This is a genomic window from Nostoc sp. DedSLP03, from assembly GCF_034530815.1.
In the GTDB taxonomy this organism is placed as follows: Bacteria; Cyanobacteriota; Cyanobacteriia; order Cyanobacteriales; family Nostocaceae; genus Nostoc.
The window spans coordinates 122339-149215 of record NZ_JAVRCK010000008.1; the positions used below are offsets into that span (position 1 = coordinate 122339).

Genomic DNA, 26877 nt, shown 5'->3' on the forward strand with positions numbered 1-26877 from the left:
ACCCCAACTAAATTGGAAAAAAGACTCTTTCTCATTACCCAGTCCCGGAAAACCCATTACTCACCTTCAAGCTTTAGCTGAAGTTGGGGAATCCTGGATGTGACCCGTTGAACTGTGGTAAAAGTTATTTCATGACCGACGAATCAACTTCAACTACACAAGCTAGTTGTCAGGACTGGGAAAATGGAGATTGGGTGCAACTTAATGTGGGACTCGTCAGGCATCAAGGTAATGCACTATCGAGTGCCCGTGCGCTGTTTGCCCGACTCGAACCGTTAGTTACTTACTGGCAAAGTAATGATTTGTTGCGCTGTTTCTTCTTTATGAGAAAACCGCCAGATGTTCGGGTGCGTTTTTTTACAACAGTGGAACGGCAACAAGCGATCGCTGATATCTCCGATCTCATGTATGCACTTCGGCGTGAGAATTTGATTAATTTATTTTTCTTTAGTGACTACGAGCCTGAAACCGATCGATTTGGCGGACTAGAAGCCATGAAGTTGGTTCATCAGCACTTCGACGCAGACACTTCATTGTGGCTCATGCTTGACTATCTCAATCGACATAACCTTGGTGTTATCTCCAAAGATTTACTTGTGCCAACTGTGTTGCACGATCTCTTTACCCGTACTCTGTCAGATCCGGTAGCTATTCTCGCAACCTGGCACAGTTTAGCGGCTTTAATTTCCACACCTCCTGAAGGCACAATTCCAACAGTTGAACTACTTTCTCTCGAAACTTTGTATGACTTTCCAGAAGCAGAGATATTGCAAAAATATGCCACAGCTAACGACATACTTGCAAAGGAATTACTTAATCTCCAGCATCTTGGTCAATTGACTCAGGATCTAGTTGACATCTTAGCCGCAGTTGCGATGTTCAATTTTCACCGCCACGGGTTTGATTCGCATCGTTCAGGAAGGCTAATTGAAGCGATAATCCGAACCCTTGAGGAAAAGAATGCAAAAAGATGAAATTCCTACAATCTATTCATTGGCCAAAAGATTAAAGATTTTTAGACGATGATTATGGAATATTTTAAGGTTCAAGCGGCCCTAACTTGTCAATTTCAATGTTAAGTTTTGTATTTCTTTATACAAAAAAGATGTTTTATTAGTTACAAAAATTGACTTAAGCGATCTGGACATTAGCTGATACTTCAAGCAATTATTGTATTTAACAATACTAAAACTTCAGTGATTGTTCTGTTGCCTAGCGATTGGGAACAATACTTTTGAAGTTAATCACCCAGCTTTCAGATTTAGTTACCTACTTCAAGGGAAAGCCCAAGTATCTTATCTTAAGGAGAGTTGATAATGTCTCAGCAAAGTTTTGTCGAATACTATGAAAATTTTTTAGCTCAACCAGCCAATTCGCCGCTACGTGAAGCGTTGGATGCTACGGAAGCAGGTGAGTTTGCAAGAATCGCTGTTGAACAAGGTCAGACAAACGGTTTTGATTTTAACGCTGATGATGTGAAAGCCGTGATGGTTTCTGCTGAAAGAAAGGTTCTAGGTTTGTCAACTGCTTCTCCATCTGTGAATATCCGTTCTATTAATAGCGTTAATGGTATTAAAGCAAGACCAGCTAACCGAGAATTGTCAGAAGATGAGTTAGAAAGTGTAGCTGGTGGACTGGCTTCATCCACAGTTAAAGAGACAGTTATGTGTTGCTGGTAGCCTTGATTTGAGGCTTGCGGTATCTGTGAAGGGAAGGCGTTGCTAAATTGCAACGCTAACCTTTTACTTTAATGATTGTGATATCGCAATTTTCAAAGGCGCAATTATAACTTCATGTGTCGCGTGCTTAATAGAACACACCGATCGACACTTAAGTACATTAAAAATTGAGTATTTATTAGTACTCTCAGCAATGGTTAGGGAAAGAAACAAGCGAATGTGGCAAAATCTGAATGCTCCTAAGCTGAATCTTAATGGCACGTTTCGGACAGAAGAACCTAATTCTACTTGGGAGAAGCTACAAGAATTTCTGACTGCTTTTGGCATCACGCGGGTTGCAGACATTACTGGTCTTGACTGCATTGGTATTCCTGTTGCTCAAGCGATTCGTCCTAACGGAAAAGCCTTTTCTGGTTCTCAAGGCAAGGGAATTTCACTTCAGCTGGCGATGATCTCGGCAGTGATGGAATCTGTGGAGTCTTATCATGCAGAAAACCTCCCCCAACCAGAGATAGTTGCCTCTTATCAGGAAGTTTGCCGACATCACCAGGCAATCGATCCTAGCGTTTTAGAGCCAGGTAAGCGATCGCAGTTTTATCATCCTGCTATACCGCTAGATTGGATTTGTGGAACCGATTTATTTACGGGCGAACCTGTTTACGTACCACAGGCGTATCTTGATTTAGACACCACAACTGAAAAACGCGATACCAATCTGTTCAGCACTTCTAGCAATGGACTAGCATCAGGAAACCATTTACTAGAAGCGATCGCTCATGGATTATTTGAAGTCATTGAGCGCGAAGCTGAGTGGCGTTGGTGGCGCTTACCTCTGGAGGAACGGATTAACTGTTTGGTTGATAGTCAAACTATCCAGTCTCCGCTTTTGCAATCTTTACTCTATCAAGTTGAACTTGCCGGGGCAACAGCCGTAATTACTGATTTAAGTTCAACTATCGGAACACCTACCTATAAATGCTTGATTAGCGATCGGGAAAACTGGCATGGACGACCGACAGCAGCAGGGTGGGGATGCCACAGTTCCAAAGAAATTGCTTTAGCACGGGCGATTACTGAAGCGGCTCAATCACGAGTAACGGTGATTGCAGGTAGCCGAGATGACATTCATCCAGATAGTTATGCCCTTGGACGCATCAGGATGCCAGGTAGCCCAGCGATCGAGTCTAGCAGCAAAAGACCGATTGCTACCCTGATAGATTTTGAAACTCAGCCTGAGCTAGCTTTTACCCCAACGTTTGCAGAAGAAATTCAACAAATTCTCGATTGTTTGAGTACTCAGGGATTTAAGCAAGCTGTCTTTGTCAATCATACGCGACCGGAGTATGGCATTCCAGTGGTGCATGTGATTGTACCGGGTATGCATCTCCCTTCGTCTTTGTAAAATTCAATATGCACTCGAATTCTTTGGAACCTAGTCAAATTCTCATTTTTCTTGGCCCCACCCTATCTGTTACCCAAGCCAGTCAAATCTTACCGGCCCGTTACCTCGATCCTGTGCGTTGTGGCGATATTCTTGCCTGTCTGCGGTTACAGCCGCGTGTAATTGTCATTATTGACGGTTTTTTTGACCGTAGCGCTTCAGTTTGGCATAAGGAGATTCTCTGGGCATTAGAAGCAGGAGTGCGAGTATTTGGGGCAAGTAGCATGGGTGCGCTTCGAGCCGCTGAACTTGAAGCCTTTGGCATGGAGGGATTTGGAGCTATTTTTGCAGCCTACCGAGAAAGACAGTACATCGGGGATGATGAAGTGGCAATTTTGCATAGTAGCCCTCAATTCCAATACCAACCCTTAACTGATGCCTTAGTAAACATCCGCGCTACAGTTCAGCTGGCGGTAGACAAAAATATTATTGAGCCAGCGATCGCTAGTTTAATTATCAGTTGTGCAAAACGGCAGTTCTTCACTCAACGACATTTGAGCCAAGCAGTGGCTGATGCAGAGGTACAGGGAGGCGATCGCCAGGTTTTAGCCCAGTTTTTGGAATTTGTGCAAAATGGTGGCTATGTGGATCGAAAACAGTCAGATGCCATTGAACTGCTGAAACATCTGGCCGCTATGGTTGGAGAAAGTGATGGTACTACTGCTAATCAACAAGTAAAGTTTCAACTCAACAAGTCCATTTTCATAGAGGAACTTCAAGCTAGAGTTGCTATTCGTCCCTTACGGACAGCATATTCCTGGTTGCCTCTGACTGAAAAATTAAGCCAAGAAGCCCGATTTCTCGGCAGAGTTTACATCCAATTGCGTAATCTCGCTGGATTAATTCGTTGGTGTGATGCTGTAGCCCAACAACAGAACTTGCAACCCTTGGAGGCTGATTTAACTGACGTTTACAGTTCTCATGCTAATGAACTAGAGTTAGACGTGGATGCCTCAGCAATACCAGTCTTAGTTGAACGTTTGGGTCGGATTCAAGCATTGCTGAAACTTCATAGTGCAGACGATACCTTTGCCAAAAAGGTTGAGCAATTGCATCAATTTGTCTTGATAATTGTTGGTAAAGATATCTCCTCATTTGAGCAAGAGACAACTAACGCGGATGCAGATATTGTAACTGCATTAGCGAGTTGTGAACGTAGATTGTATCGTCAGGTTGCTATTCTCTGGGCTTTAGCCGAACAGACAAACAGCCAATCAAAAGCGAGTTTGAGAAGCAGCATTACTCAAAAAATTACGCAACATTTTTTCCAAGAAAAGGGAGTTACTAACGAGGCTGAATTTCCGGCTTGGCTATCAAGTAATTCCTTCACTCCAGGGGAATTTTCTCAGATGATGGAAGCGATCGCGCGGCTAGAGGGATTTGTTAATGTACCCCGATGGTGGGGGCGAGGCATGAGCAACTATTTTTCAGTCACTGAGTGCTTTCTTCCCGATGCCTTAAGGCTGTCTGGATTTTATCCAATTTTAAGTAAAAAAGTTCATCTGGCTGAACAAGCACAAAGCTGGGAAACCGATCTGAGAAACTGGTGTCAGTTAAATGCCTTTCCCCAGGTATGTAACATTACCCAAGTAGCTTTTTGGCTAGATTTTAGCGAACCAGAAGAATTTGTGAAAGAACTAAGTATAAGGCAGAATTCAATTCAAAATTCAAAATTTAAAATTCAAAATTCAAAATGACGCTCGCGGACTCGCTAACGCTGCGCTAACAAAATTCAAAATTAAAGAAATTTTCATCCGTTTTCGAGGGAACTCCAAAAATGTTTAGCACTAACTTTGATTTTGAGAAATTAATTCAGCCTATCGATACCGTAACCTTCTTTAAAGAATACTGGGAGCGGCAGTGCCTTGTTGTTTCACGAAAAGAAACAGATTACTATTCAGGTCTGTTTTCCATGAAAGATGTTGACTCGCTCATTCGCTTTAGTGGCATTCGCTATTCTGACTTTAATGTATCGAAAGTGGCAGATGATTTTTCTAATCAAGCGAATAAATTAGGGGGGAAAGGCTCTATAAATCCCAATGCATCACCTAGTATTTATCAATTTTATGATGCCTATAATCAAGGAAATACCTTGTGTATCTTTCATCTACAACAGCATTGGGAAGCGATCGCCACACTTTGCAGAAATCTGGAACAATATCTTCATCATCCCGCGAATGTCAATCTTTACCTAACCCCTAAAACTGCTCAAGGATTTCCTCCCCACTTTGATACACACGATGTTTTCGTTCTTCAGCTTTCGGGAACTAAACTCTGGCGCACCTATGATTCCTACTGGGATTTGCCAATGCCAGAAGATGCTCAACGATTACCACAAGAAGTATTACGGGAGCAAATAAAGGCTCCTAATCATGAAGTTGAACTCAAGCCAGGTGATATGTTATATATCCCGCGTGGTTTTGTACATGAAGCCAAGACGTTGGATACTTCCTCACTTCATATCACCGTCGGTATACCTGTTTATCGCTGGGTTGACCTGATTCAGGAAGCTCTGACATCGATTGTGCAGCAAAATGTTGAATTTCGCAAAGCAGTTCCCGTTAGCTTTGTGCGTGACGATGATGCCAGGACGCAGACCAAAAATCAATTGAAAGATTTACTCAAAACCTTCGCTAGTAGCGTTGATATTGATGATGCAGTTGAACGACTGACTATTAAGTTCATTGGCTCACTGTCCCCACTCGCAGATAACCATTTCAGTAAATTGGACGAGTTGCAACAGATTGACTTGGATACTCACGTTGTCAAACGCCAAGGAATGATTTGTACAACCGTCACAAAAGGGGATGTGGTGATGATTCAATTTCCCCAAAACAGAGTTGAAGCGCCAGCATACGTTGAGCCAGCTTTCCGCTTCATTGCTGAGTCAGAAGCTGCATTTCAGATCAAATCGCTGCCCGATTTTGCCAGCGACAATAGCAAGATCGTATTAGTAGGCCGTTTGCTCAAAGAAGGATTGTTAACGATTGTTTAAAAAGGAAATAGTCAGGACTTACGCTATTGCATTAGTTCTGAAGGGTAAAAAAGTTCGTAGTAAGGACTTTAGTCCTTGATTTTTAAGCACTGAAATGCTTATTACGAACTCAGAAATACAGCGTCCTCATATCAACCCCCTAACTTTACTTATGAAGCAATACAGTTGAGTTAAGCTTTTTTCTCTCCCCCTGCTCCCGAAGCCTCCCCTGCTCAAGAACAGCCTGTCTTAACAGATAAATTTGCTTAACCCAAGCGTATTGAGTTATGAAGTTCCCTTTTCCCTTTAACCTTTAACCTTTTCCCTACCCGCACTACGCAGGAAGCCAGGTGTGTAACCAACTATCTTGGCGCTTTGCGAAATCGTAAAGCAAATCTTGCCGTTGCTCGCGCAAGCAGGAAAGGGCTTGATGTTGGGGCATGGCAGTGCTAGCCAGCCCTTTGAGAATTGCGAGTTGGCGTTGCCAAGTGGCTAAATCTTCCACGGGTTCCACAAAGCGGGCGGATACCTGTTGCCCAGCTAATAATGTGTCATAGGAGTGATCGTCAGAGAAAAACTCTGGTGGATGCAGTGTATAAAATAGGGAATTTCGATAAGATAAGGGCGCTCGCTCGCTAAACAATGCTAATCGTTCTAATGCGCCAGAGATATCTGTGTCTCTATTGGCTGCTTGCCAGAAGGGAGTGGATAAACGGTGATTGAACTTGTAGTGAATTCCGAGAAACCAACGCAGGGCATCCCAACGATCGCTAATTTTGCGGTTGAGTACAGATTTCACGCCCTCATCTTGCTTTGATGCTGGAAAGTTGGTAAGTAGGAGTTCCAATTCGAGAACGATCATGTGAATCGCTGTGGATTCTAAGGGTTCCACAAACCCATAGGAATTGCCGATCGCCACAACGTTGCCTTTCCAAAAATGCTCATGCCGCCCGGAACGAAACTTGACAAGCCAAGGATCGCCCATCCCCGGATTTTTAGCACGCATTTCCTCTAAGGCTTGCTCGGCACTACAAAATGCTGAAGAAAACACATACCCTCGATGATCGGCATCTTCAAAAGGTATATTCCAGCACCAACCATTATTCATGGTTTCGGCGAGAGTGTAAGGTTTAATGGTGCCATTATGAGGGACAGTAGCAGCGATCGCTCGATCGGTGTTGAGGGTATCTTGGTAACTTATGAATTTTGAGCCAAGTTTTTGCTCTAGCAACAACGAGCGAAAGCCGGAACAATCAATATATAAATCGTAAGTTAGTTTACGCCCATCCTCAGCGATTAGATGGGTAATGGTTTCACCATCGGCAGATATCTGGGCATCAGAAATTTGCACGTCAATATGCTGTATTCCGGCAGCGATCGCTTCCTCTTGTAGGTAACGAACAAACCGCCGATTATCGAGGTGATACGCCCAGCGAATTTGGTGAAGTAGAGATAACGGCGTCCCATCGCCCCGATCGAAAATCGGAGCGCGATCGCCACTCATCAGCATTGCCCCTAATGACTGATTGTTCAGCGTTGAATCATAGAGAAGCGATTCTAGCAAGCGTCCGCGCTGAAACGGAAATGTAAATTCATAATCACCGGGCAGTCCCCACTGAAACTTAATCCCTAACTTCCATGTAGGAAGCACGCGCTGATAAAAATCAACGATGTCTAGCCCTAAAAAGCGGGGACTATGGAGAAACTTAACCAGTTCTGGAGTAGTTGCTTCGCCCACGCCAATCACCGGGATAGCACTTGATTCCAGCAAAGTTACCTTGATGTCTGGTCTGAGAGCGCGAAAGGCTAAAGCCGTGAGATAACCAGCCGTACCGCCACCCAAAATGCCCACCGTTTTGCAAGGATCGGCTGCTGCACGGATTGTAGCATTGGGTGAGTTCGGCCAGATCCGACCGATTTCTTGAGCAGCCGCAGCGATCGCATTTCGTTGCAACACTCCCAACGGTCGATCTAATTGCGATGTACACTGCTGACATTCACCGCTAGGAAGCAGCCGCTTAACAGTGCGCTCGCCTTGCCGATTAATTTTTACAACGCTGGTGGCGCGAGTTGCTGTTAAGTTCAAACCTAAGATGGAAATCGCTTCTTCAATACATACCTGCGCTATGGAAGGCAAAAGTGGACTATCTGCCTGGTTAAGGATGGGGGTTGACAGTTGCGGCAATATATCCTGTAAAACCGATGGAATCGCTTCTAAGGTAATGACTCGACAACTAAAACAAGCAGTTGCACCCCGAATGACTGTTGGGCCGATGAGTGCTGTTTCTGGGGAAGCAGTGACAAATAAACACGGTGTGCCACTGGCTAGGGCTGACTTGTTGACATCGAATAGGGCTTGATACGGTACGCCTTCCAAAGCACAGATTACAAAGTCGAATTCTTGAAAGAGTTCGCATAACGCAGAAACACTTACAGCCTCTAGACTATTTGCAGACACTTTCCAAGAGCCATTGAGAAGTATCCGTTCTTGCTGGAGAGCGAGAAATTCCGGCGTTTGACAAGAAGCAAAATCTGTGAATGAGAAAGCGCGGTGATTTTGAAAACCATTCGCGGTAAAGGCTTGATTGAGAGTATCGAGTAACTGGTGATTGCCTAAGATAGCGATCGCCTTTTGCCGTACTTGTTCGGGAACTATTGGCAATTTCGAGTCAGAATTTGGGGGTGCAGTTGCAGTTACTACTTCCTCTAAGACGTGCAACTTAGTTAAAGCCAAGACGATCTCATGTAAGTAGTTGCGATCGTCATAATTTGCAAGTTCAGCATAAATTGTCTCAAGCGATCGCACTCCATCGATCAGCGCCAGTAGTCTGCGGATGGTGCTGGGGCTAATGCCTTCGAGGGCGAACACTTCGCCGCCCACCCAGCTACAAATCTCACCCGTTTCACTGAGGATTAAATGGGCATTAGGGTTAACGCGAGGCACCTGGGGAATGGTATTTATGAAGTCAGCCATTGACATTTTCTTTCTTTAACAACCTGAATCGCCTCATGGATTGATAAGGCGTTAGCACACTGCTTCGTGAAATAATTTTGGATTTGTCGCCAACGATCTAAATCTAAGCTGTCATTGTGGCTTTGATACTTCGTAGCCACTCGTTGACCGATGAGCAGATTCAGATAACCGTTGTATCCAAAAACACTATTGGAACGGAGCAGAATTTGACCAAGGCTTGATGGGCCATTGTGTTGAAAAAAATCTACTATTGCTTCGGCATCACCAATATCCGTTTGATGCCAGCAGTGTTGCCAGAATTCTGATTCTACTCGGCGATTGAATTTGAAGTGAATCGATAAAAAATCACGAATATCATACCACTTTTGGGCGATCGCTCGATTCACAAGATTAATTAAGGCTGGGGTGGGTTGCTGGTCGGAATCAATCAACACATCGCACACAGATTTGATGGTTTCACCAATCATGTGTAATCCTGTTGATTCTAAAGGTTCTACGAAACCGGAAGCGTTGCCCACCGCGACGACATTATTTACCCAGAATCGTTGATGTCGCCCTGACTTGAACCTCACAATACTATGGCGATCGCTCATCAAAGGATTGTGGCGTTTCATCTCTTGCAGAGCATCATCATCATTGATAAAAGCCGATGAATATACATAACCACGATTGACTTTATCCGGCAAATCAATTTGCCAACACCACCCACTCTGCATGGTTTGGGCAGTTGTGAAAGGGTTGATTGCATCATCTCGCATCCATGTGCCTGTGACCGCAGAATCGCAAAACAAGCTGCTGGCAAAACTGCAAAAAGGTTCTTGCAGAATCTCTCCTAGCAACGCCGAGCGAAAACCAGAACAATCGACAAATAGATCGCCAGCCAGCATTGTGCCATCATCAAACTTGAGTTGGCGAATATAGCCATTTTCGGCGACTTCAATATTTACAACAGGTTGATCGATAATCTTGATATCAATTTCTGTTGATCTTCTTTCTAAATAAGAAACGAAACTAACATTTTCAATATGGTATCCAAAGCGTTCATCAACTACGAAATCGCCATTTTCTCTGCGGAAGCAAGGTGACTTGCACTGCTCCATCAACAGTGAATAAAGGCTCGATTCTGTTGTGGAATCAAGACAATAGTAAGCAGTGCTTTTGCTCAAAACACTGAGTTTATCTGCCAGATGAGTCACAAAAGGATAGTTGAAGTGAGACTGGCTAGAATCTCCCCAAATAAACTTAATTCCTAGTTTCCAAATCGGTTGTGTTTCTTCATAAAATTGCTCTCGATTTAATTCTAGATACTGATGCAGGAACCAAGGTATCCAAGCGGTAGTCGCTTCACCCACTCCAATAATCGGAATGGTTGTGGAATGGACGACGACCACGTTCAAAGCTGGCATCTTCACCTTCAACGCTAAGGCAGAGAGAAATCCAGCACTCCCGCCGCCAAAAACTACAACATTGTGTATTGTCTTTTCCACACGTATGGCCAGAAATGTTAATGAGAACTATCTAATCTCAGTAATGCTCTATATTAGAGTATGCAAGCTTAATGGAATTTAGGAATTATTTGCTACCAATCTTAGCAATTGATATTTAGTTCTTAACTTCTTTAAACATTTCCATCTTTTGCTGTTTAAATCGGCTAGGATTTTTTGACAGTACAGCTACGGAAACAATTCTCATGCGTGTCACTATCTGTGGTCATGCTGCTTTATACATCGAAACTATCGATCAACGTATCTTGCTCGATCCATGCTTTTCGGATACACTCGTCGGGGGCACGCTTACGTACTATCCTGGTCGGGTATTTGAGTTGGACAAACTGCCAAACTTAACAGCTTTGGTGGTGACTCATGGACACTTCGATCACTTTCACTTAGAAACACTCGAGAAACTGCCGCGCGAACTGCCCGTAATTACTGCGGATGAACCGGCATTAATCGAACAGCTGCAAAAGATTGGGTTCTCAAAAATAATTATCTGTCAGCCTTGGCAAGCGATCGCTCTTGGACAAACTTACTTGCTCCCCACGCCTTCAGACCACGAAGAACCGGAGTTTGGGCTGTTAGTTCGAGATGCAACTGGCACATTCTGGCACATGGCAGATGCAGAAGTAACGGCGGAAATTGGCGAACGAATCACCCAAGAATACGGTGCGATCGATCTAATTTCAACTAAGTATCAGCCGGTAGTGCGTGCCAGTATGGGCTATCAGCACGGTATGGGAGCAACCTTCGATAGACAAGGGGTAGTTAGTTGGTTGGAAGCAGCCTGTGCTTGCAACCCTGCGTTGGTTTTCCCTTATGCTTCCGGTCTGTGCTTTAGCGGTCGCCACGCCTGGTTTAACCGTTATGCCTTTCCCTTAAGTTCAGAGGAAACAGTTCGCTTGTTGCAGCGTCGGCTTGGTTCCCCAGAACGAGCAATAACGGTGCGTCCCGGTGATGCGATCGAGCTGCGATCTGGGCAATCCCCGCAGCGACACGAACAGTCATCTGATTTTGTTCGGGCAAAGCCATCTTTTGAGTTGCGTTGGGAACCAATTGATATCAGCACTCTTACAGGATTGTCCACACCTGAAGAACGGCGTACTTTGCAACGAAAACTGGATGCATTGCTAGCAGGATCTTTTATTTCATGGCTCAAACAAAAAGTCAAACAAGCTGATAGCAGTTGGGCTAGTTTCCCCATCGAACAGGTTGTTTGGCAGTTGGTGGTTCATGCTGGAGATGGAGAACGGCTAAATTATGCCATTGATTTTCGCTTACAGGATTTTTCCGTGTTAGCGGGTGAGCATCCAGAAGCAAACTTCTTTACCCACATCGCCGGACAAGCTGTTGACGATGTGATGACGGGTAAAATGCCGGGGCTAATTTTTTGGCTGGCGGGTGAGGCTCGTAGTTATGAAAAAGTCGTTTGTGTACGCAATAATCGTTTCGAGTCTCCTAAGTGGCCGAAAATACCCGAAGATTTTCCATCAGACCCACTTACTTACTATCTGCGTCATTTGGGAACTGGAGAAACTTCTCTGGTTGAGTCGGAATTGGCTGATGATGAGTTGGAGAAAGCATCAAATTCCCTTGAAAGTAGCGATGATATTCAGATTCTCACCCGCTTAGGTGAGAACGAAGAAGTGATGAGTAAAAAAGTTCTACTGGCTTATTTAGCAGTTAAAGAAGCAGAGCGTTTGGGGCTGAAGATTTCTGATGCGGAAATTCAAACAATGTCTGACTCTTTTCGAGAGCAGTTTGATTTGCTTGATGGCGAAGATACAGAGCAATGGTTAAAGGAAGCAGGATTGAGTCTTGAGGGATACTCAGCTGTAATGCGAGATTTTACCGCAGTACTGAAGTTGGAGCAACATTACACTAGGGCGATCGAGCCACTGCTCACCAATCATCGCCGCGTGGCTACAGCTAGATATGCCCGCTCGCGACGAGATATCAACGATTGATGAATCATCCCAGCAAACAATTTGAGCTTGCCCCTGTAGGCATTTTGCGGGCTGCTGCTTGGCCAATTGAGAGTATTCAAAGTTTTGGCAATCAAGAACTCGCAAGCCTAGCGTTAGCAGCCAGCCGTACAAAGGATGCTGATATCTGGAAAGAATATGCAACAGCCTATCAACAGGTGCATGAAGACGATCGCCAGCAGCTTTGGCAGATGACCGCAGCAGATTCATGGTTTATGAAAGCCCTGCTGTTATCTAATCCTTCCCTGGTCACGGAGGTGCAGCGTGTAGCTTTCCAAAGGCAGGGAAAACGCACTAAAAAAATTCGCCATCTGGAGACGGCGCTGTATCGTTACCTAGCGCGCGCTGCGGGACGAACTACGCCTTATGGTTTATGGGCTGGTGTAAGTTTAGTTGAGTTTACCAAGACGGCGCAGCACGATCGGGGAGCGGCTCAGTATTCATTTACACCCGACCTTTGTCCTTTTCAAACAATATTGCGATCGCTAGCTCAACGTTCAATTTATCGTCAACGTGCAACTTGGCGATTGAATCCTACCTTGAAGCGACAAGCAGATGGTTCTTGGCGGTTTTGGGGACGCACTCCAGATGGATTAGTTGAGCAGCGCGAAATCGAGTCTCAGGAAATTGTAGACATCCTCTTGGAAGAACTGACGAAATTGGAGCTAGGGACATTAGACGAACTAAGCAAAACAGTAGCAGCCTCACCTCGTTGGAACCATGCAGCCACAATACAAGATATTCTACATCTCTTCATTGATGGAGGTGTGCTTTTAGGCGGACTTGACCTGCCCCAGCGATTTGAAAATTGTTGGCAAGCATTAGCAGTTGCGGCAGACAAGCTGATTGAACCGGATCGCGGTCTTTGGAACAGTGCTATTCAAGAACTGCATTCCCTTTGCGATACTCTGGCGGCAAAGCTTGATTTTATATCTTTAGATGCACTTGCGGATTATCTACAACAAGCAAAGACCTATATTCAAGAACTCGCCCAAGCCCTTGGTGTTTCACTCCTTCAGCTATCCGATCTAGTGCTGCACTGTGATTTAGGGCTACCGTTTCGCATTGGCATCGATGAGGCGCAGCAAAACATCTTACTGCAAACACTCGCAGACTACGAGCGTTGCTGGATTCAGGGCGCGAGTCCAGCCTCGGCAATGCGGATGGCGTTTCGCGAGCGGCTGAAACAGGAATTTGCGGCGGGTATTGCACTTGGCGATCTCAAATCTCCCTTGGTTTCCGAAATGAGAACAGCTCATCGTCACCCTGAAGCGATCGCTCGGTTGGAGGCGTGGGAGCGATCGCTGTCGCAAAATCAAGAGGTAGTCGTTCTCGAATCTGGCAGTAATTCGCCATCGGCTCTGTCCACAGCTCCTTTCGGTTGCTTATTCGCGGGTGTATTTGAGTCTTTCCAACTGGTAGTTCACGGGATTAGTGACGATCCAGTGCCAATCTTTGCCCGATTTCAAGACTTATTCAATGGAAATAATTTATTATATTCTTGGTTTCAACAGAAGCTTGACTGTTTAGCCAGCCAACATCAAATTCAGGTTGCAGAATTACAAAGTCCCTTTGAGCCAAACCCAAATGTTTTAGCTCGTCCTAATTTCAACATTCTTCCAATTGAGTTGTGGGGCGCGAGTCAAGATAGTTTATCCCTAGTCGATGCAGAAATCTTTCTAGATCCCAAAACACAGTTGCCTTTTTTAAAACTGCGATCGGCTTCGCTAAAACCTGTTGCAGTGTTTTGGTTTTCCTTGGCTGCGGTTAATGCCCGCGATCCCATCTGTGAGCAGTTACTTTGGACTACTTTTCAAGATAATCCGATGGCAATCTTTCGCGCTGCCACAGTGCCAATGCAGATTGAACTGACTGTACCTCGTTTTACTCCTCGTATTCAGTTACCAAAAGAAGCGATCGTGCGTCCTCGGCGGACAGTTTTGAGTGGGCAAGTCTTAGCAGAACTCGCCCAATTGACTGAAATAGAGCGCTTTGCCAGATGGCAGCAATTAGCTGCTGAGTATGGCTGGCCGATGCTACTCAATTTGCAAATAGAGGATAAACCTTCACTGCTTTTACATCGGGACAGCCCTTTAGCCCTAGAGTCCTTTTTCAAAAAAGACTTACAAAAACACACCCAATGGTTAATTGTAGAAGAGTTGGTCAATCAACCTTGGCTAGTTGATTCCAAAGGGCAGCATTATATGGCAGAACTTGCCTTACCCTTTGCCCGCACCGAACATGGCTGGTCGCCGCGTAGAAATGAAACGCCGATTCTCAAGGTGGCTGGCTGAAAAAGAAACAAAATTTCCGAAAATCGAACCGCAGAGGACGCAGAGGACACGGAGGAGAATAAGGGTTTCAGAGATGTCTTGCGTCAGTTCTAAGAAAGGAGAAATAGGCGTACAGCGCCGTATAACGTTAAATTGTAGATTTTTTACTTTTAATTTATCACTTGCTTATGATCCGTCAAAGATTAAGCAGCAGCATTAAATTTCAACTGATCTATCAGGACGAAACCAAGTTTGGTAGTGCTGTGACTGGACAATGTGACAACACCATCCGTCGCTACTGCGCCAGCATCACAGCACACCGCAATCGATATGGTCTTGCAAATGTTGTGGCTCATGCGCGTGAATTACTGACACAGACAATGGTTTCGGGTGGTCTGGCAAATTTGTATCAGCGTCCTAATGTTCTTTTGGAGGATTGGCTATATCCCGATCCCAAAGCCATTAAACCCGTTGCCCTTGAGCTGGAACGTAATATTGGCGAAACTATCGTCATCCAAAAATTATCTGCCAATCTCCTATCTGAGCTTGCTTTGTATCTAGGAGAATGGCAACAAGGAAGTAATGCTCCAACTACGACCATTGCTCGCGAGTTATGGAACGCATTAGATGATTGTGGCGCACTGGTTGAAGTCAACGAATTATCCGTCAAGCTGCAACTAGGCCATGCCACTTTTGTCGGTCACTCCACCCTCCGGCTCAGTGATGGCAACTTTAGCATTCTCTTCGATCCATTTCTATTGCCCAAGTCTGAAGTTTATCCGCCAAACTACCAACCCCTGAGCTTAGAGGAAATGGGACAACCCGATGCAGTATTTATCACCCATTCTCACCCCGATCATTTTGATTTAGGAACCTTGCTGCGAGTTGTTGCTAACACACCAATCTTTGTTCCCGAAGTGAAGCGAGAATCTGTACTGGCAATTGATATGGCGTTGCGGCTGCGTCAGCTTGGATTTGAAAATATTCATACACTACGCTGGTTTGACGAAACTCGAATTGGTGGAATGCGAGTGATTGCCCTGCCCTTCTACGGGGAACAGCCAACGGTTGCTCAAGCCCTCCACCCAGAGATTCGCAATGAAGGCAACACTTATTTAATTGAGTATTGCGATCGCCGTGTTGCGCTCACCGCAGATTCCGGGACTGACTGCCTTGGAGATGTCAAAAAACTCGCAGCCGTAGCCTTAGAGCGTTATGGTTCCCTTGATACTTTATTTGGTGGATATCGAGGTTTCGGACTGTATCCAATTCAGTATCTCTTTTCATCAGTCGCTCGCTATCTTCCTTTTGTGCCACAGAACAGCTGGCAAGTCCGCCAAAAGATGATGTGCGATGCCGATGATTTAATTGACGTAGCGGAAATTTGGAATGCCAAACGAATTGTACCGTACTCTGATGGCGGTGCGCCTTGGTATTGGCAGCGCGGTCTTGGTCCTTGTCTTGATGGATCGCAAGCACATATTATGGCAGTCGATCCCACCCCAGAGCATGTTTGCCAGGTAGCAACTGTGCGCTCTGGAACCCGCAAAGATGGAGCGATCGCTTCTCCTGTACCGATTTGCTTGCTTCGCCCTGGAGATGCCCTTACATTTGCCCAAGAGGACACGCAAGTAATTCAAAACCAATCTTGGCCATATTCTATGATTATTGACAACTAAAATTACTCAAAAAATCGATTCAGGTAGGAAAAACTTATGACAATTATCATTGGAACCAGCGGTAACGACACCCTACGGGGTACTTTAAATTACAACGATTACTACGATACCCTAACTGGTGGCGGTGGCAAAGATATATTTTTTTTTGATGAGAACTCAAACTTCATTAATACGATCGCCGATTTTAGTGGAGTAGGTAAAGGAACAAACCCGACAGCAGCAGTCATAGCCGAAGTGGATACCCTAAATTTCCAAAACTATAGTGGCTTCACTGCTCGAAACTTGAGCCTCACCCAGAATGGTAACAACCTGGAAATCAACTCTCAAAGGTCTAGCTTTGACAAAATCATTTTAGAAAACTTTGCCCTAGAAAACTTGGATAACCTAAGCTTATCCACTGGAGCCACCGTAGATTCGGGCAATATTCTGTTTTCTGGGCAAACTACCATCGCTGACAGCTTTGATGTCTTCGATGCCAACTCCACCCAAAGCACTGTCTTTAAAAAAAATACAGTCACCTTCCTAAACGACCTAGACAACAATGTTAGTGGATTTGAGAATTCAAATGATGTCATCAATGGTCAAGCAGGTGATGACATTATTCAAGGCTTAAGTGGCAATGACCTTTTGAGAGGTGGTGCGGGCAATAATACCCTCAACGGTGGTGTTGGTAACGACTCTTTGGATGCTGACTTCCCCTCAGGCAATAATCGGCTTTTTGGTGGCGATGGCAATGATTCTCTCTCCGCCTCTGGCAACTACAGGTACTTCGGCTATTTCGGCGAAAAAGTCGACGATCGCTCTTTAGGCAATAATACCCTCAACGGTGGTGTTGGTGATGATACCTTGAGCGCTAGCGGTTCATTCGGTGATAACCTCTTAGATGGAGGCGATGGCAATGATTCTCTCTCCATCTCTGGAAGCCAAACAAGTGCGGAGTACACAGCGGATAACTCTCGCTCAGATGGCGATAACACCCTCAATGGTGGTGCAGGTGATGATACCTTGAGCGCTAGTGGTTCAAATGGCGATAACCTGCTTTTTGGAGGCGATGGTAATGATTTTCTAGACATCTATGGCTATCTTTACCGAAATTTAGACTTTACCTTCGACTCTCGCTCATCTGGCAAGAACCTCCTTTTAGGGGGCGATGGCAATGATACTCTAACAGCCTCTGGTACCACTGGTAATAACACCCTCAACGGTGGTAATGGCGATGATAGTCTTACAGGCGGTGGTGGTAAGGATAGCCTCACAGGCGGCGGTGGTAAGGATAAATTTGTTTACAAAGGCTTAAGCAAAGACAGGACTAATACTTTTACAGGCGACGACACGATTAATACTGGCACTTATACAATCGCCGATTTTACTGGAGTGGGTAAAGAAACAAACCCGACAGCAGCAGTCATAGCCGAAGTGGATACTCTGATATTCCAGGACAATAGTGGTTTCACTGCTCAAAACTTGCTTCTCACCCAGAATGGCACAAGTTTGTCAATCAGCTTTCAAGGATATGGTGATACCAGATTCATTCTGGAAAACTTTGCCTTAGAAAACTTGGATAACCTAAGCTTATCCACTGGAGCCACCGTAGATTCGGGCAATATTCTGTTTTCTGGGCAAACTACCATCGCTGACAGCTTTGATGTCTTCGATGCCAACTCCACCCAAAGCACTGTCTTTAAAAAAAATACAGTCACCTTCCTAAACGACCTAGACAACAATGTTAGTGGATTTGAGAATTCAAATGATGTCATCAATGGTCAAGCAGGTGATGACATTATTCAAGGCTTAAGTGGCAATGATATTTTGAGGGGTGGTGATGGCAATGATACTCTCAATGGAGGCGATGGCGATGATACTATCGATGGTGGCAATGGCAATGCTATCCTCTTTGGTGGCAACGGTAACGATCGCCTCTTTGGAGAAGGTGGCACTGATACCTTTGCTTTCAATAGTTTTGATGAAGGTCTCGATCTGATAAGTGACTTCGGTGCGATTAATAAACCGAATGAGCTAATTCAAGTGTCGGCTGCTGGTTTTGGTGGCGGTTTATCAGCAGGTGTACTTCAAGCAAGTCAGTTTACACTTGGAGAATTTGCAACCACTCTTCTCCAGCGATTTATTTATAACTCCACTACAGGTGCATTGTTCTTCGATCAAGATGGTAGTGCAGGCGCATTTACTCAGGTACAATTTGCCGAATTATCTGCTGGGTTGTCACTAACGAACAACAATTTTGTAGTTGTTTAATCGTTATCCTTGATGTAATGCGATGTCTGACGACAAGCCGCTTCTCTACGAGAGGCTTTGCCAACGCGTCTGTGCCAATATCTAAAATGTGAGCTAGTTATGGATACCGTAATTACACCAGAAAGAATCGAGTTACCACCTGGCGCCGTGTTGAAGCTTTTGGGAGATTGGAAAGACTATCAAGTATTGAGTCAGCAACTAGGCGATCGCTCCTCGCCTCGGATTAAATATCGCAGAGGAGAAATTTTACTTATGGCACCGCTACCAGAGCATGGAAGAGATGCGAGTTTGCTAGCAGATATTGCTAAGGTTTTGCTGGATCATTTAAACCGTGCATACGAATCATTTACGCCTATCACTATGAGCTTGCCAGAAATTAGTGGTATTGAACCAGACTTTTGTTTTTACATTGAAAATTCCAGAGCAGTAGTAGGCAAAAAAATAATTAATTGGGAGTCAGATCCACCACCAGATTTAGCAATTGAAATAGATGTGACAAGCTACACTGACGTTAATGATTTCTTGCTTTATCGAGTGCCAGAAGTTTGGATATTAAAGAATAATCGGTTATTAATTTATCGATTACAGGGAGAAAGTTATGCACTTACAGAAAGCAGCTACTTTTTTAACGTCAGAGAAATTGTGCAGCAATGTCTCCAAAGAGCTAATGAGCAAACAACAAGTGAAGTCATTAGGTGGTTAAGGAACTATTTACATGGACAACAGTAGTACAATAGACCTCTTGGCATTTGTGCTTTTTGCACAATGAGTGGGAAAAGGGACTCATTTTTATTGGGGAAAGATTACGAATTACGAATTACGAATTATTTTAATCCCTTTAATTTCCGAAACTCCTGGACAACATCTTTAACATTACGTAATTCTCCCTCAACTAAATAATTTAATCGCTGCATTTCATCTGCCGAAATATTTCCGGCAAGTGATGCGATCGCTGTTCTTAATTCGGGATATTTTTTTAAAGTTTCTTGCCGAACAATTGGTGCAGCTTCATAAGGAGGAAAATATTTTTTATCATCCTTTAGCACCACTACATCCAAGCGGGAAATCTGCCCATCTGTGGAACTACCCGCCACCATATCTACTTGTTTTTGAATCAAAGCACGATACACTAAACCCAAGTCCATAATTTGGGGAGGTTTAGCAAAACGTAAATCATAAGTTTTAGCTAATCCCGGAAAACCATCTTCCCTTTCTAAAAATTCATAGCCAAAACCGCCGCGCCACTGCGGTGTATATTGAGAAGCTTGGGAAAGAGTTTGAATATTGTTACGCTTGGCATCTTCACTCCGGATAATCATCGCAAAAGTGTTTTCAAAACCCAAGGTTGGCATCACTTCCAAATTAAATTTCTGAGCATAAATTTGTTTTAACTTCTGATAAACTTCTTTAGGATCATTAATTGCTTTTTGCTTTAAAATTCCAGTAAAAGATGTGCCTGTGTACTCAATATATGCATCAATTTTTCCAGAAGTAATAGCACTATGACAGATGAAAGAACCGCCCAAACGGAAGCGACGATCTACTTTTAAATTAGTTGTCGCCTCAATTTGCTGTGCTAATAGTTCACCTAAAATATCTTGCTCGGTAAAATCTTTGGAAGCAACAACTATATTACCACTGCTACTACTATTTAAATTCGGCGTGCAGGCAGTGATTGCCAATAACAAGGCAAAACTTAAAAAGCAAAGTGTGAAAAATCTCTTCATTAATTTTTAATTTTTAATTTATTCTCTATCCAGCCAATTACAAAGTCAGCCAATAATGCAATTGCTGCCGCCGGAACTGCACCAGCTAAAATTAACTGATCGTTCACTACTGATATGCCGCGAAAAATAAATACTCCCAAACCACCAGCCCCAATTGCGGCGGCAATAGTTGCAATACCGATGGCAATTACTGTTGCAACTCTCACTCCTGCCAGAATTACTCCCATCGCCAAGGGAATCTCAACTTGCAATAACAATTGTCTATCTGTCATTCCCATGCCTCTCCCAGCTTCTCGAATAGCTGGATCGATGCTAGTTATACCTGTGTAAGTGTTACGAATTATCGGCAGCAAAGAATATACAGTCAGGGCAACAATTGCTGGTACTGCACCAATGCCGCCAATTATGGGAATAGGTATGAGTAAGCCAAACAGTGCCAAACTGGGAATAGTTTGCAGAATATTCGCTATGCCGAGAATTGGTTGACGGAGATAAGTTTTACGTGTAATTAAAATACCTAATGGAATGCCTACAAGGATGGCAATTCCAATGGCGATGCCTACTAAAAATAGGTGTTCTAGAGTATGCTGGAGAATTTCTGGGGCATACTTAACCAGGAAGAAATTTTTCATAAACTATCTTGCAGGGAACGCAGACATTCGAGAAAGGCGAGGCTTTCTGGGTGTTGCGATCGCATAAATTCATCTTTTGTCCCCAATACTATCAATTCTCCGCCAGACATTAAACCAATTCTCGATGCCAACACCAAGGCTTCTTGAATATCATGGGTGACGAAAACAACTGTTTTGCCTAACTCTTGCTGCAAATGCCGAAACTCTTGTTGCAGTTCGAGGCGCGTAATTGGATCGAGTGCGCCAAAGGGTTCATCCATCAACAACACTGGCGGATCTGCTGCTAAAGCCCTAGCTACACCGACTCTTTGCCTTTGTCCTCCTGAAAGTTCCTGCGGATAACGTGTGGCGAATTGTGCTGGTTCTAAGCCTACCAATTGCAACAGTTCATAAACCCGCGTTTTTATTTGTTTCGGTTGCCACCTTTCTAAAGACGGGACTAAACCGATATTGCGTTCGACAGTGAAATGGGGAAATAAACCAATTTCTTGAATGACGTAACCAATTTTTCGCCGCAGTTTAATTTCATCCCATTCAGTTGTGGGAATACCATCAAATAAAACTTCGCCTTGTGTAGGTGTAAATAGGCGATTAATTAACTTCATTGTTGTGGTTTTACCGCTACCACTGCGCCCAAGTAATACCAGTGCTTCTCCTTGGCGAATGGTGAAATTGAGATTTGACACCAATGGGCGATGATTGCGGCTAAAAGTGACATCGCGGAATTCGATGGCGGTTTGGTTATTTTGCGGCATGAGTGGCTTTTGGGGGACGCTAGCTATTAGACTTCTTGGCATTTGTTCTTTTTGCACTCTTGTGGAAAAAGGTTAAAGGGGAAAGGGAAAATAACAAACCTTTCCCCCTTTCCCTTTCCCCTTTTCCCAACTTCTCCAAGAAGTCTATTGTATTATGTGCTGATTTTGCTAGCGTGCTAACGCCCATTTGCTTTTCCTAAAATTAGTCTGAGTGGTGATTTTCTCCAAAGTAGGGAGTACCTAAAGCTTTTGGGGGTGTAGATTTTCCCATTAATCCCACTAATGCTAATAAAGCGATCGCATAAGGTAACATGACTAAAAATTGGTAAGGGATATTTGCCCCTAATGCCTGAATTCGCAGTTGTAAAGCTTCTGTAGCCCCAAACAGTAAACAAGCTAAAGCACTACCTATAGGATGCCATCTGCCAAAAATTAATGCTGCGATCGCAATAAATCCTTTACCAGCACTCATCCCTTCGGCAAAAAATCTTACTTGTACTAAAGTTAAATAAGCACCTCCTAAACTCGCAAGAGTGCCACTAATTACCACAGCGATATAACGAACAAATGTTACTGAAATTCCAGCCGTGTCAGCAGCTTTCGGAGATTCACCCACTGCCCGCAATGTCAATCCAAAGCTAGTTTTAAATAAAAGGTATGTAGTTAAAATAACTAAGATAAATAATAAATATACCAAAAAATCTTGCTGAAATAGTAGCGGCCCGATCGCGGGAATATTGGCTAAACCAGGAATTATAATTGTCCCAATTTCAGGTAACTGCTGCGTACTACTGCCACTAAACACTAATCGAGCTAAAAACGATGTTAACCCAGCTGCGACAAGATTAATTGCTAGCCCAGATACCAATTGATCGACACGCAAAGTTACACATAAAAAAGCATGGAGTAGTCCGACTAATCCCCCAGCAATCAAGGATGCCAGGATACCAAGCCAGGAATTGCTAGTATAGAAAGTGGCAGCAGCACTAGTAAAAGCACCTGTAAGCAACATTCCTTCTAAGGCGATATTTAACACCCCCGAACGTTCTGAATACAATCCTCCAAGGGCTGCATAAGTTAGGGGGACGGCTAGACGTAAGGTAGCTATTAGGTAATCAGAGAAGAAGTTGAGATTATTCATGGAGTTATTTTTAAACGCAAAGGAACGCAGAGGGAAGCGCAAAGTTTCGCAGAGTTTTCTTTGTGTTCCTCTGCGTTAAACCTTTGCGTCCCTCTGCGTTTTTACTCTTATTTCTCTTTCCACTGCTAAACCGATCGCAATAAATAACACCATAAACCCCTGAATCGCGTAAACTACAGTTACCGGCACACCTGCACTACGCTGCATCACATTTGCACCACTGCGAAGCGCTGCAAAAAACAAAGAAGTTAAGACTACACCGATAACACTACCACGACTTAAAAAAGCGATCGCAATGGCATCAAATCCATAACCTGGGGAAACTTGTTCAAATAGCCGATATTTTAACCCCATCACCTCGCAACTCCCAGCTAACCCAGCTAAACCACCCGCAGCAGCCATTACCAGCATAATGGTACGTTCAACAGATATGTGGGCATAACGGGCGGCAATCGGGTTAAATCCCACTGCTGTAATTTGATAACCTAGAGGCGATCGCACTAACAATATCCATAAAATACCTGCGGCTATTAAAGCGAATAAAATCTCCGCATGGGCAAGGCTTTGGGGTAATATAATCGGCAAACGGGATGTTTTGGCAATTAATGGCGAATAAGGACTAGGCGCACCTGTTGCCATTAATGGATTTTGGACGAGGTAGCTAACTAAATTCACGGCGATATAGTTAAGCAACAATGTAGTAATTACCTCATTCACTCCCCGCCTTGCTTTGAGATAACCAGGAATCCAACCCCAAATTGCACCAAAGAAAAATCCTGCTAAAAGTGCTAAGGGAATATGAATCACCGCAGGTAATCCGTGCACGTATAACCCAATTAAAGTACTTCCCAACGCACCCAGATAAATTTGTCCTTCTCCACCGATATTAAATTGTCCAGCCCGCAATGCTACTAACACGCCTAAACTGGTAAACAATAGCGGTGTCATTTTGGTGAGGGTGTTACCAAATCCAAAGTAGGTAGAGAGAGATTCTTGAAATAAGATGCTGTATGCAGTGATGGGATTTGCCCCAGCAATTAGCATGAGAATAGCACCGACGATCAGGGCAGAGGCGATCGCAATTAGCGGTGATAGTAGGGGTAGCAATCTAGGATGAATCCGATTAATTAGTGTCAGCACCAGCCTAACCCAATAGAACGCTTGCACTGAGACATAACTGGGAACATAGAAAATTGCATTTTGAAACTTTCCTAAAGCGATCGCCTTCTGTGCATTTCTCAATAAACCTCATCATGAGTGCCAATATCGATTAGCACGATCGTATCTTCATCCCGATCGGGATTGCGATTAAACGTGTAGATAATACGGCAATCATACTCGACCCAACAAGCCCACAAACCATCTAAATCACCTTTTAACTTATGCGATTTCAAAGTAGGTGCAAATGGATCGGTTATAAGTAATTCCAAAACTTCAAAAATTGCTTCTTCTAAGCGAGGATTTTTACGAATAAGTCGTTTAAAAGCACGCTTAAAGCTACTATCCCAAACAATAACTCTCATCCTTCACTTAGCAAATCAGCCCGCAGATCCTCGATATTACCATGCTTGGCTGTACCTGCTCTAATTGCTTTAAGAGTTTGTGCAGCATTTGCCGCGATTTCTTTACGCCGTTGTTCAATGCGTCTTTTAGAAATTAATTCGAGTAGTAAATCTTGCTCTTCGCTTGACAGAGCCTCTACATATTCAATGACTGTCTGAAAAGATACAGAGTTGCTCATCAGCAATGTTGATATCTTTGAAAGATTAGGCACTTTTTCATTTTATGCTATTTCTCAATAACAATAAGCTTAAACCCCAAAATTACGAATTAGTAATTAATTAAATCCCCCAGCCATCAACAAACCAATCTCTTCCACTGTCGCTGTCTGTGTATCCAAAATAGCCACAAACTCACCTCTGTAGATTACGGCAATGCGATCGCTCATTGCCATCACTTCTTCTAACTCAGTAGAAATATACAAAATTGCCGCACCGCGATCGCGTTCTGCTAAGATTTGAGACTGAACTGCTACTGTCGCCCCGACATCTAACCCTCTTGTGGGTTGCATGGCGATAATTAAAGCTGGTGTTTGCGCCAGTTCTCGCGCTAACACCACTTTTTGTTGATTTCCTCCCGAAAGCTGACTTACCTTGATATCAATTCCAGTCGCCCGAATGTCAAACTCTTGCATTGCAACTTGGGCATTATGTGCGATCGCTTCTGGTTGTAACAAAAAACGGCGACAAAATGGCAGATATTTAAAAGCTTTTAAAATCAAGTTTTGGGCGATGCTAAATTGCAACACCAATCCCATTGTCTGCCTATCTTCTGGGATGTAGCCTACTGAAGAATGTTTGGGCGTAAACTCAATTTTACCCTGCTTAATAGTCCGCACAAGAGCGATGGCATCAGCTAACTCTCGCTGTCCATTGCCTTCGACACCAGCAATTCCGAAAATTTCTCCCGCCCGCAATTCAAAGGAAACATTATTTACAGCAAGAATATTTCTTTCATCAGTAAGTTGTAAATTTTGCACCGACAGGATAATTTCTCCTGATAATCTAGCACTTTTATTTAACTGTAAAGCTACTTCCCGTCCTACCATTAATGTTGCTAACTACTGAGGTGTCGCCGCTGAAGTTGATGTTGTTCCTACTACTTTTCCCTGGCGCAAAACTGTTACTGAATCACAGAGATTCATTACCTCTTCTAATTTATGACTGATAAAAATGATTGCGTTCCCTGCGGCTGCCAATTGGCGCAAGATAGCAATTAATGATTCTACTTCTGGCGGTGTCAAAACTGCTGTAGGTTCATCAAGAATCAACAACTTTGCTCGACGGTAGAGAACTTTGAGAATTTCTACGCGTTGTTGTGCCCCAACAGATAAATTTTCAACTTTGGCAGTGGGGTCAATTTCTAATTTATAAGCTTGGGATAAGGCGGCGATTTCTTGTTGTTTAGATTGGAGATTTAGCCGCCAAGTTTTTTCCATCCCTAAGATGATATTTTCTGTGACAGTCAATTTGGGTACAAGCATGAAATGTTGGTGAATCATGCCAATACCTAATTTAATTGCTTCATTTGGGGAAGTGATTTTTATTGGTTGTTCTTGGAGATATATCTCACCAGCATCAGGTTGATAGAGTCCACTAATAATATTCATTAAAGTACTCTTCCCCGCACCATTTTCGCCTAGTATTGCATGAATGGTTCCAGATGCAACAGAGAGATTGATATTGTCGTTAGCAATAAAAGACCCAAAGCGTTTGGTAATATTGTTTAAGCGTAAATAGTTCATGTTCACTAAACTGATAGATCGTAGTGAAGATTCGCGTCAGTTTTACCCCACCCTAACCCTCTGACAAGTGTAGGTTTTTTATGTGGGCATGAGTGGATACTCTCAAACAGAGTTCTAAAGGTGGTTCAAATAACGAAATTTCGTTCTTAGGTGGAAAATTAGAGACTAAAATTTGAGTTTTCAACCAACGCAAAAACCTCATTTCAGCCACGTTTGTAAAATACCTACACCTGTCAGACCCTAACCCTCCCCTTGTAAAGGGGAGGGAACAAGATTTATTATTTCTATTTCCCCCCTTTACAAGGGCAGGGCTGTTTCATTCCCCAAAGAGCTTTAAAAATCAAGGGTTCTAGCAATTAAAAATTGGTTATTTTGTTACCAGCGTGCCGAGAAAATGAACTCTTGTACTGATATTTAAGTGCTTAAATGTTCATTTTATCGTCACCCTTACTTACAATTTTCTGGCTAACCATCTTGACAAATTCTATTTGAAATGGAATGAAACAGCCCTGCTTTACAAGGCTTGTCATTACCAACATCTTTTAAACTGACTGGGTGATAAAATCA

Annotated in this window: 19 protein-coding genes and 1 pseudogene; 10 read left to right on the forward strand and 10 right to left on the reverse strand. The window is 43.7% G+C overall.

Annotated elements, in window-relative coordinates; all coding sequences use genetic code 11:
• Positions 1-131: 131 nt before the first annotated feature.
• From RM368_RS06135 to RM368_RS06155, 5 genes are all read left to right on the forward strand, one after another.
• Positions 132-974: a thiopeptide-type bacteriocin biosynthesis protein gene (locus RM368_RS06135; protein ID WP_322693244.1), complete on the forward strand. Its 843-nt coding sequence runs from the start codon at positions 132-134 to the stop codon at positions 972-974.
• A gap of 342 nt (positions 975-1316) precedes the next feature.
• A complete protein-coding gene (locus tag RM368_RS06140) occupies positions 1317-1679 on the forward strand; it encodes a hypothetical protein (protein ID WP_322693245.1) in 363 nt (120 codons plus the stop codon).
• A 217-nt stretch (positions 1680-1896) separates the two neighbouring features.
• A complete protein-coding gene (locus RM368_RS06145; RefSeq protein WP_322693246.1) occupies positions 1897-3081 on the forward strand; it encodes a YcaO-like family protein in 1185 nt (394 codons plus the stop codon).
• Positions 3082-3089: 8 nt separating this feature from the next.
• Positions 3090-4817, forward strand: coding sequence for a TfuA-like protein (locus RM368_RS06150; protein ID WP_322693247.1), 1728 nt, complete (start codon positions 3090-3092; stop codon positions 4815-4817).
• An 80-nt stretch (positions 4818-4897) separates the two neighbouring features.
• Positions 4898-6115 carry a cupin domain-containing protein gene (locus RM368_RS06155; RefSeq protein WP_322693248.1) on the forward strand — a complete coding sequence of 406 codons (1218 nt, stop codon included), beginning with the start codon at positions 4898-4900 and terminating at the stop codon, positions 6113-6115.
• A 313-nt stretch (positions 6116-6428) separates the two neighbouring features.
• Here RM368_RS06155 and RM368_RS06160 read toward each other — a convergent pair whose 3' ends face one another.
• Both RM368_RS06160 and RM368_RS06165 read right to left on the reverse strand, forming a co-directional pair.
• Positions 6429-9068, reverse strand: a complete 2640-nt coding sequence (locus RM368_RS06160) for a tryptophan 7-halogenase (RefSeq protein WP_322693249.1) — start codon at positions 9066-9068, stop codon at positions 6429-6431.
• Positions 9053-10555, reverse strand: coding sequence for a tryptophan 7-halogenase (locus RM368_RS06165; protein ID WP_322693250.1), 1503 nt, complete (start codon positions 10553-10555; stop codon positions 9053-9055). Before RM368_RS06165 ends, RM368_RS06160 begins: the two co-directional genes overlap by 16 nt.
• Positions 10556-10758: 203 nt before the next feature.
• Here RM368_RS06165 and RM368_RS06170 point away from each other — a divergent pair, with 203 nt between their 5' ends.
• From RM368_RS06170 to RM368_RS06190, 5 genes are all read left to right on the forward strand, one after another.
• Positions 10759-12528 (forward strand): MBL fold metallo-hydrolase, encoded by a 1770-nt coding sequence (locus RM368_RS06170; RefSeq protein WP_322693251.1) that lies wholly within the window; start codon positions 10759-10761, stop codon positions 12526-12528.
• Positions 12528-14840 carry a lantibiotic dehydratase gene (locus RM368_RS06175; RefSeq protein WP_322693252.1) on the forward strand — a complete coding sequence of 771 codons (2313 nt, stop codon included), beginning with the start codon at positions 12528-12530 and terminating at the stop codon, positions 14838-14840. The genes RM368_RS06170 and RM368_RS06175 overlap by 1 nt, the downstream gene beginning before the upstream one ends.
• A gap of 167 nt (positions 14841-15007) precedes the next feature.
• Positions 15008-16498 carry an MBL fold metallo-hydrolase gene (locus RM368_RS06180; protein ID WP_322693253.1) on the forward strand — a complete coding sequence of 497 codons (1491 nt, stop codon included), beginning with the start codon at positions 15008-15010 and terminating at the stop codon, positions 16496-16498.
• Between the two features lie 36 nt (positions 16499-16534).
• On the forward strand, positions 16535-18751 hold the full coding sequence (locus RM368_RS06185; protein ID WP_322693254.1) for a calcium-binding protein: 2217 nt from the start codon (positions 16535-16537) through the stop codon (positions 18749-18751).
• A 99-nt stretch (positions 18752-18850) separates the two neighbouring features.
• Entirely contained in the window at positions 18851-19480 is a 630-nt protein-coding gene (locus RM368_RS06190; RefSeq protein WP_322693255.1) for a Uma2 family endonuclease, read from the forward strand.
• A 95-nt stretch (positions 19481-19575) separates the two neighbouring features.
• On the opposite strand, the gene RM368_RS06195 is transcribed toward RM368_RS06190, so the two are convergent.
• The 8 genes and pseudogenes from RM368_RS06195 to RM368_RS06230 form a co-directional block, all read right to left on the reverse strand.
• A complete protein-coding gene (locus RM368_RS06195; protein ID WP_322693256.1) occupies positions 19576-20478 on the reverse strand; it encodes a glycine betaine ABC transporter substrate-binding protein in 903 nt (300 codons plus the stop codon).
• Positions 20478-21110 (reverse strand): ABC transporter permease, encoded by a 633-nt coding sequence (locus RM368_RS06200; protein ID WP_322693257.1) that lies wholly within the window; start codon positions 21108-21110, stop codon positions 20478-20480. Before RM368_RS06200 ends, RM368_RS06195 begins: the two co-directional genes overlap by 1 nt.
• Positions 21107-21865 carry an ATP-binding cassette domain-containing protein gene (locus RM368_RS06205; protein WP_322693264.1) on the reverse strand — a complete coding sequence of 253 codons (759 nt, stop codon included), beginning with the start codon at positions 21863-21865 and terminating at the stop codon, positions 21107-21109. Before RM368_RS06205 ends, RM368_RS06200 begins: the two co-directional genes overlap by 4 nt.
• A 202-nt stretch (positions 21866-22067) precedes the next feature.
• Positions 22068-23006: an ABC transporter permease gene (locus RM368_RS06210; RefSeq protein WP_322693258.1), complete on the reverse strand. Its 939-nt coding sequence runs from the start codon at positions 23004-23006 to the stop codon at positions 22068-22070.
• Between the two features lie 75 nt (positions 23007-23081).
• Complete coding sequence (locus tag RM368_RS06215; protein WP_416212216.1) at positions 23082-24143, reverse strand: ABC transporter permease; 1062 nt, start codon at positions 24141-24143, stop codon at positions 23082-23084.
• 101 nt (positions 24144-24244) lie between these two features.
• Complete coding sequence (locus RM368_RS06220; protein WP_322693259.1) at positions 24245-24529, reverse strand: type II toxin-antitoxin system mRNA interferase toxin, RelE/StbE family; 285 nt, start codon at positions 24527-24529, stop codon at positions 24245-24247.
• Entirely contained in the window at positions 24526-24747 is a 222-nt protein-coding gene (locus tag RM368_RS06225) for a hypothetical protein (RefSeq protein WP_322693260.1), read from the reverse strand. Before RM368_RS06225 ends, RM368_RS06220 begins: the two co-directional genes overlap by 4 nt.
• A gap of 96 nt (positions 24748-24843) precedes the next feature.
• Positions 24844-26310 (reverse strand): annotated as a pseudogene (locus tag RM368_RS06230) (ABC transporter ATP-binding protein).
• Between the last annotated feature and the right edge of the window lie 567 nt (positions 26311-26877).

Bases quoted from the DNA above. Each gene is read 5' to 3' on its own strand.
- RM368_RS06210 (WP_322693258.1), bottom strand. From the start codon at position 23,006: ATGAATAATCTCAACTTCTTCTCTGATTACCTAATAGCTACCTTACGT.
- RM368_RS06135 (WP_322693244.1), top strand. From the start codon at position 132: ATGACCGACGAATCAACTTCAACTACACAAGCTAGTTGTCAGGACTGG.
- RM368_RS06155 (WP_322693248.1), top strand. From the start codon at position 4,898: ATGTTTAGCACTAACTTTGATTTTGAGAAATTAATTCAGCCTATCGAT.
- RM368_RS06140 (WP_322693245.1), top strand. From the start codon at position 1,317: ATGTCTCAGCAAAGTTTTGTCGAATACTATGAAAATTTTTTAGCTCAA.
- RM368_RS06145 (WP_322693246.1), top strand. From the start codon at position 1,897: ATGTGGCAAAATCTGAATGCTCCTAAGCTGAATCTTAATGGCACGTTT.
- RM368_RS06220 (WP_322693259.1), bottom strand. From the start codon at position 24,529: ATGAGAGTTATTGTTTGGGATAGTAGCTTTAAGCGTGCTTTTAAACGA.
- RM368_RS06200 (WP_322693257.1), bottom strand. From the start codon at position 21,110: ATGAAAAATTTCTTCCTGGTTAAGTATGCCCCAGAAATTCTCCAGCAT.
- RM368_RS06180 (WP_322693253.1), top strand. From the start codon at position 15,008: ATGATCCGTCAAAGATTAAGCAGCAGCATTAAATTTCAACTGATCTAT.
- RM368_RS06175 (WP_322693252.1), top strand. From the start codon at position 12,528: ATGAATCATCCCAGCAAACAATTTGAGCTTGCCCCTGTAGGCATTTTG.
- RM368_RS06160 (WP_322693249.1), bottom strand. From the start codon at position 9,068: ATGGCTGACTTCATAAATACCATTCCCCAGGTGCCTCGCGTTAACCCT.
- RM368_RS06190 (WP_322693255.1), top strand. From the start codon at position 18,851: ATGGATACCGTAATTACACCAGAAAGAATCGAGTTACCACCTGGCGCC.
- RM368_RS06195 (WP_322693256.1), bottom strand. From the start codon at position 20,478: ATGAAGAGATTTTTCACACTTTGCTTTTTAAGTTTTGCCTTGTTATTG.
- RM368_RS06205 (WP_322693264.1), bottom strand. From the start codon at position 21,865: ATGCCGCAAAATAACCAAACCGCCATCGAATTCCGCGATGTCACTTTT.
- RM368_RS06185 (WP_322693254.1), top strand. From the start codon at position 16,535: ATGACAATTATCATTGGAACCAGCGGTAACGACACCCTACGGGGTACT.
- RM368_RS06170 (WP_322693251.1), top strand. From the start codon at position 10,759: ATGCGTGTCACTATCTGTGGTCATGCTGCTTTATACATCGAAACTATC.
- RM368_RS06225 (WP_322693260.1), bottom strand. From the start codon at position 24,747: ATGAGCAACTCTGTATCTTTTCAGACAGTCATTGAATATGTAGAGGCT.
- RM368_RS06150 (WP_322693247.1), top strand. From the start codon at position 3,090: ATGCACTCGAATTCTTTGGAACCTAGTCAAATTCTCATTTTTCTTGGC.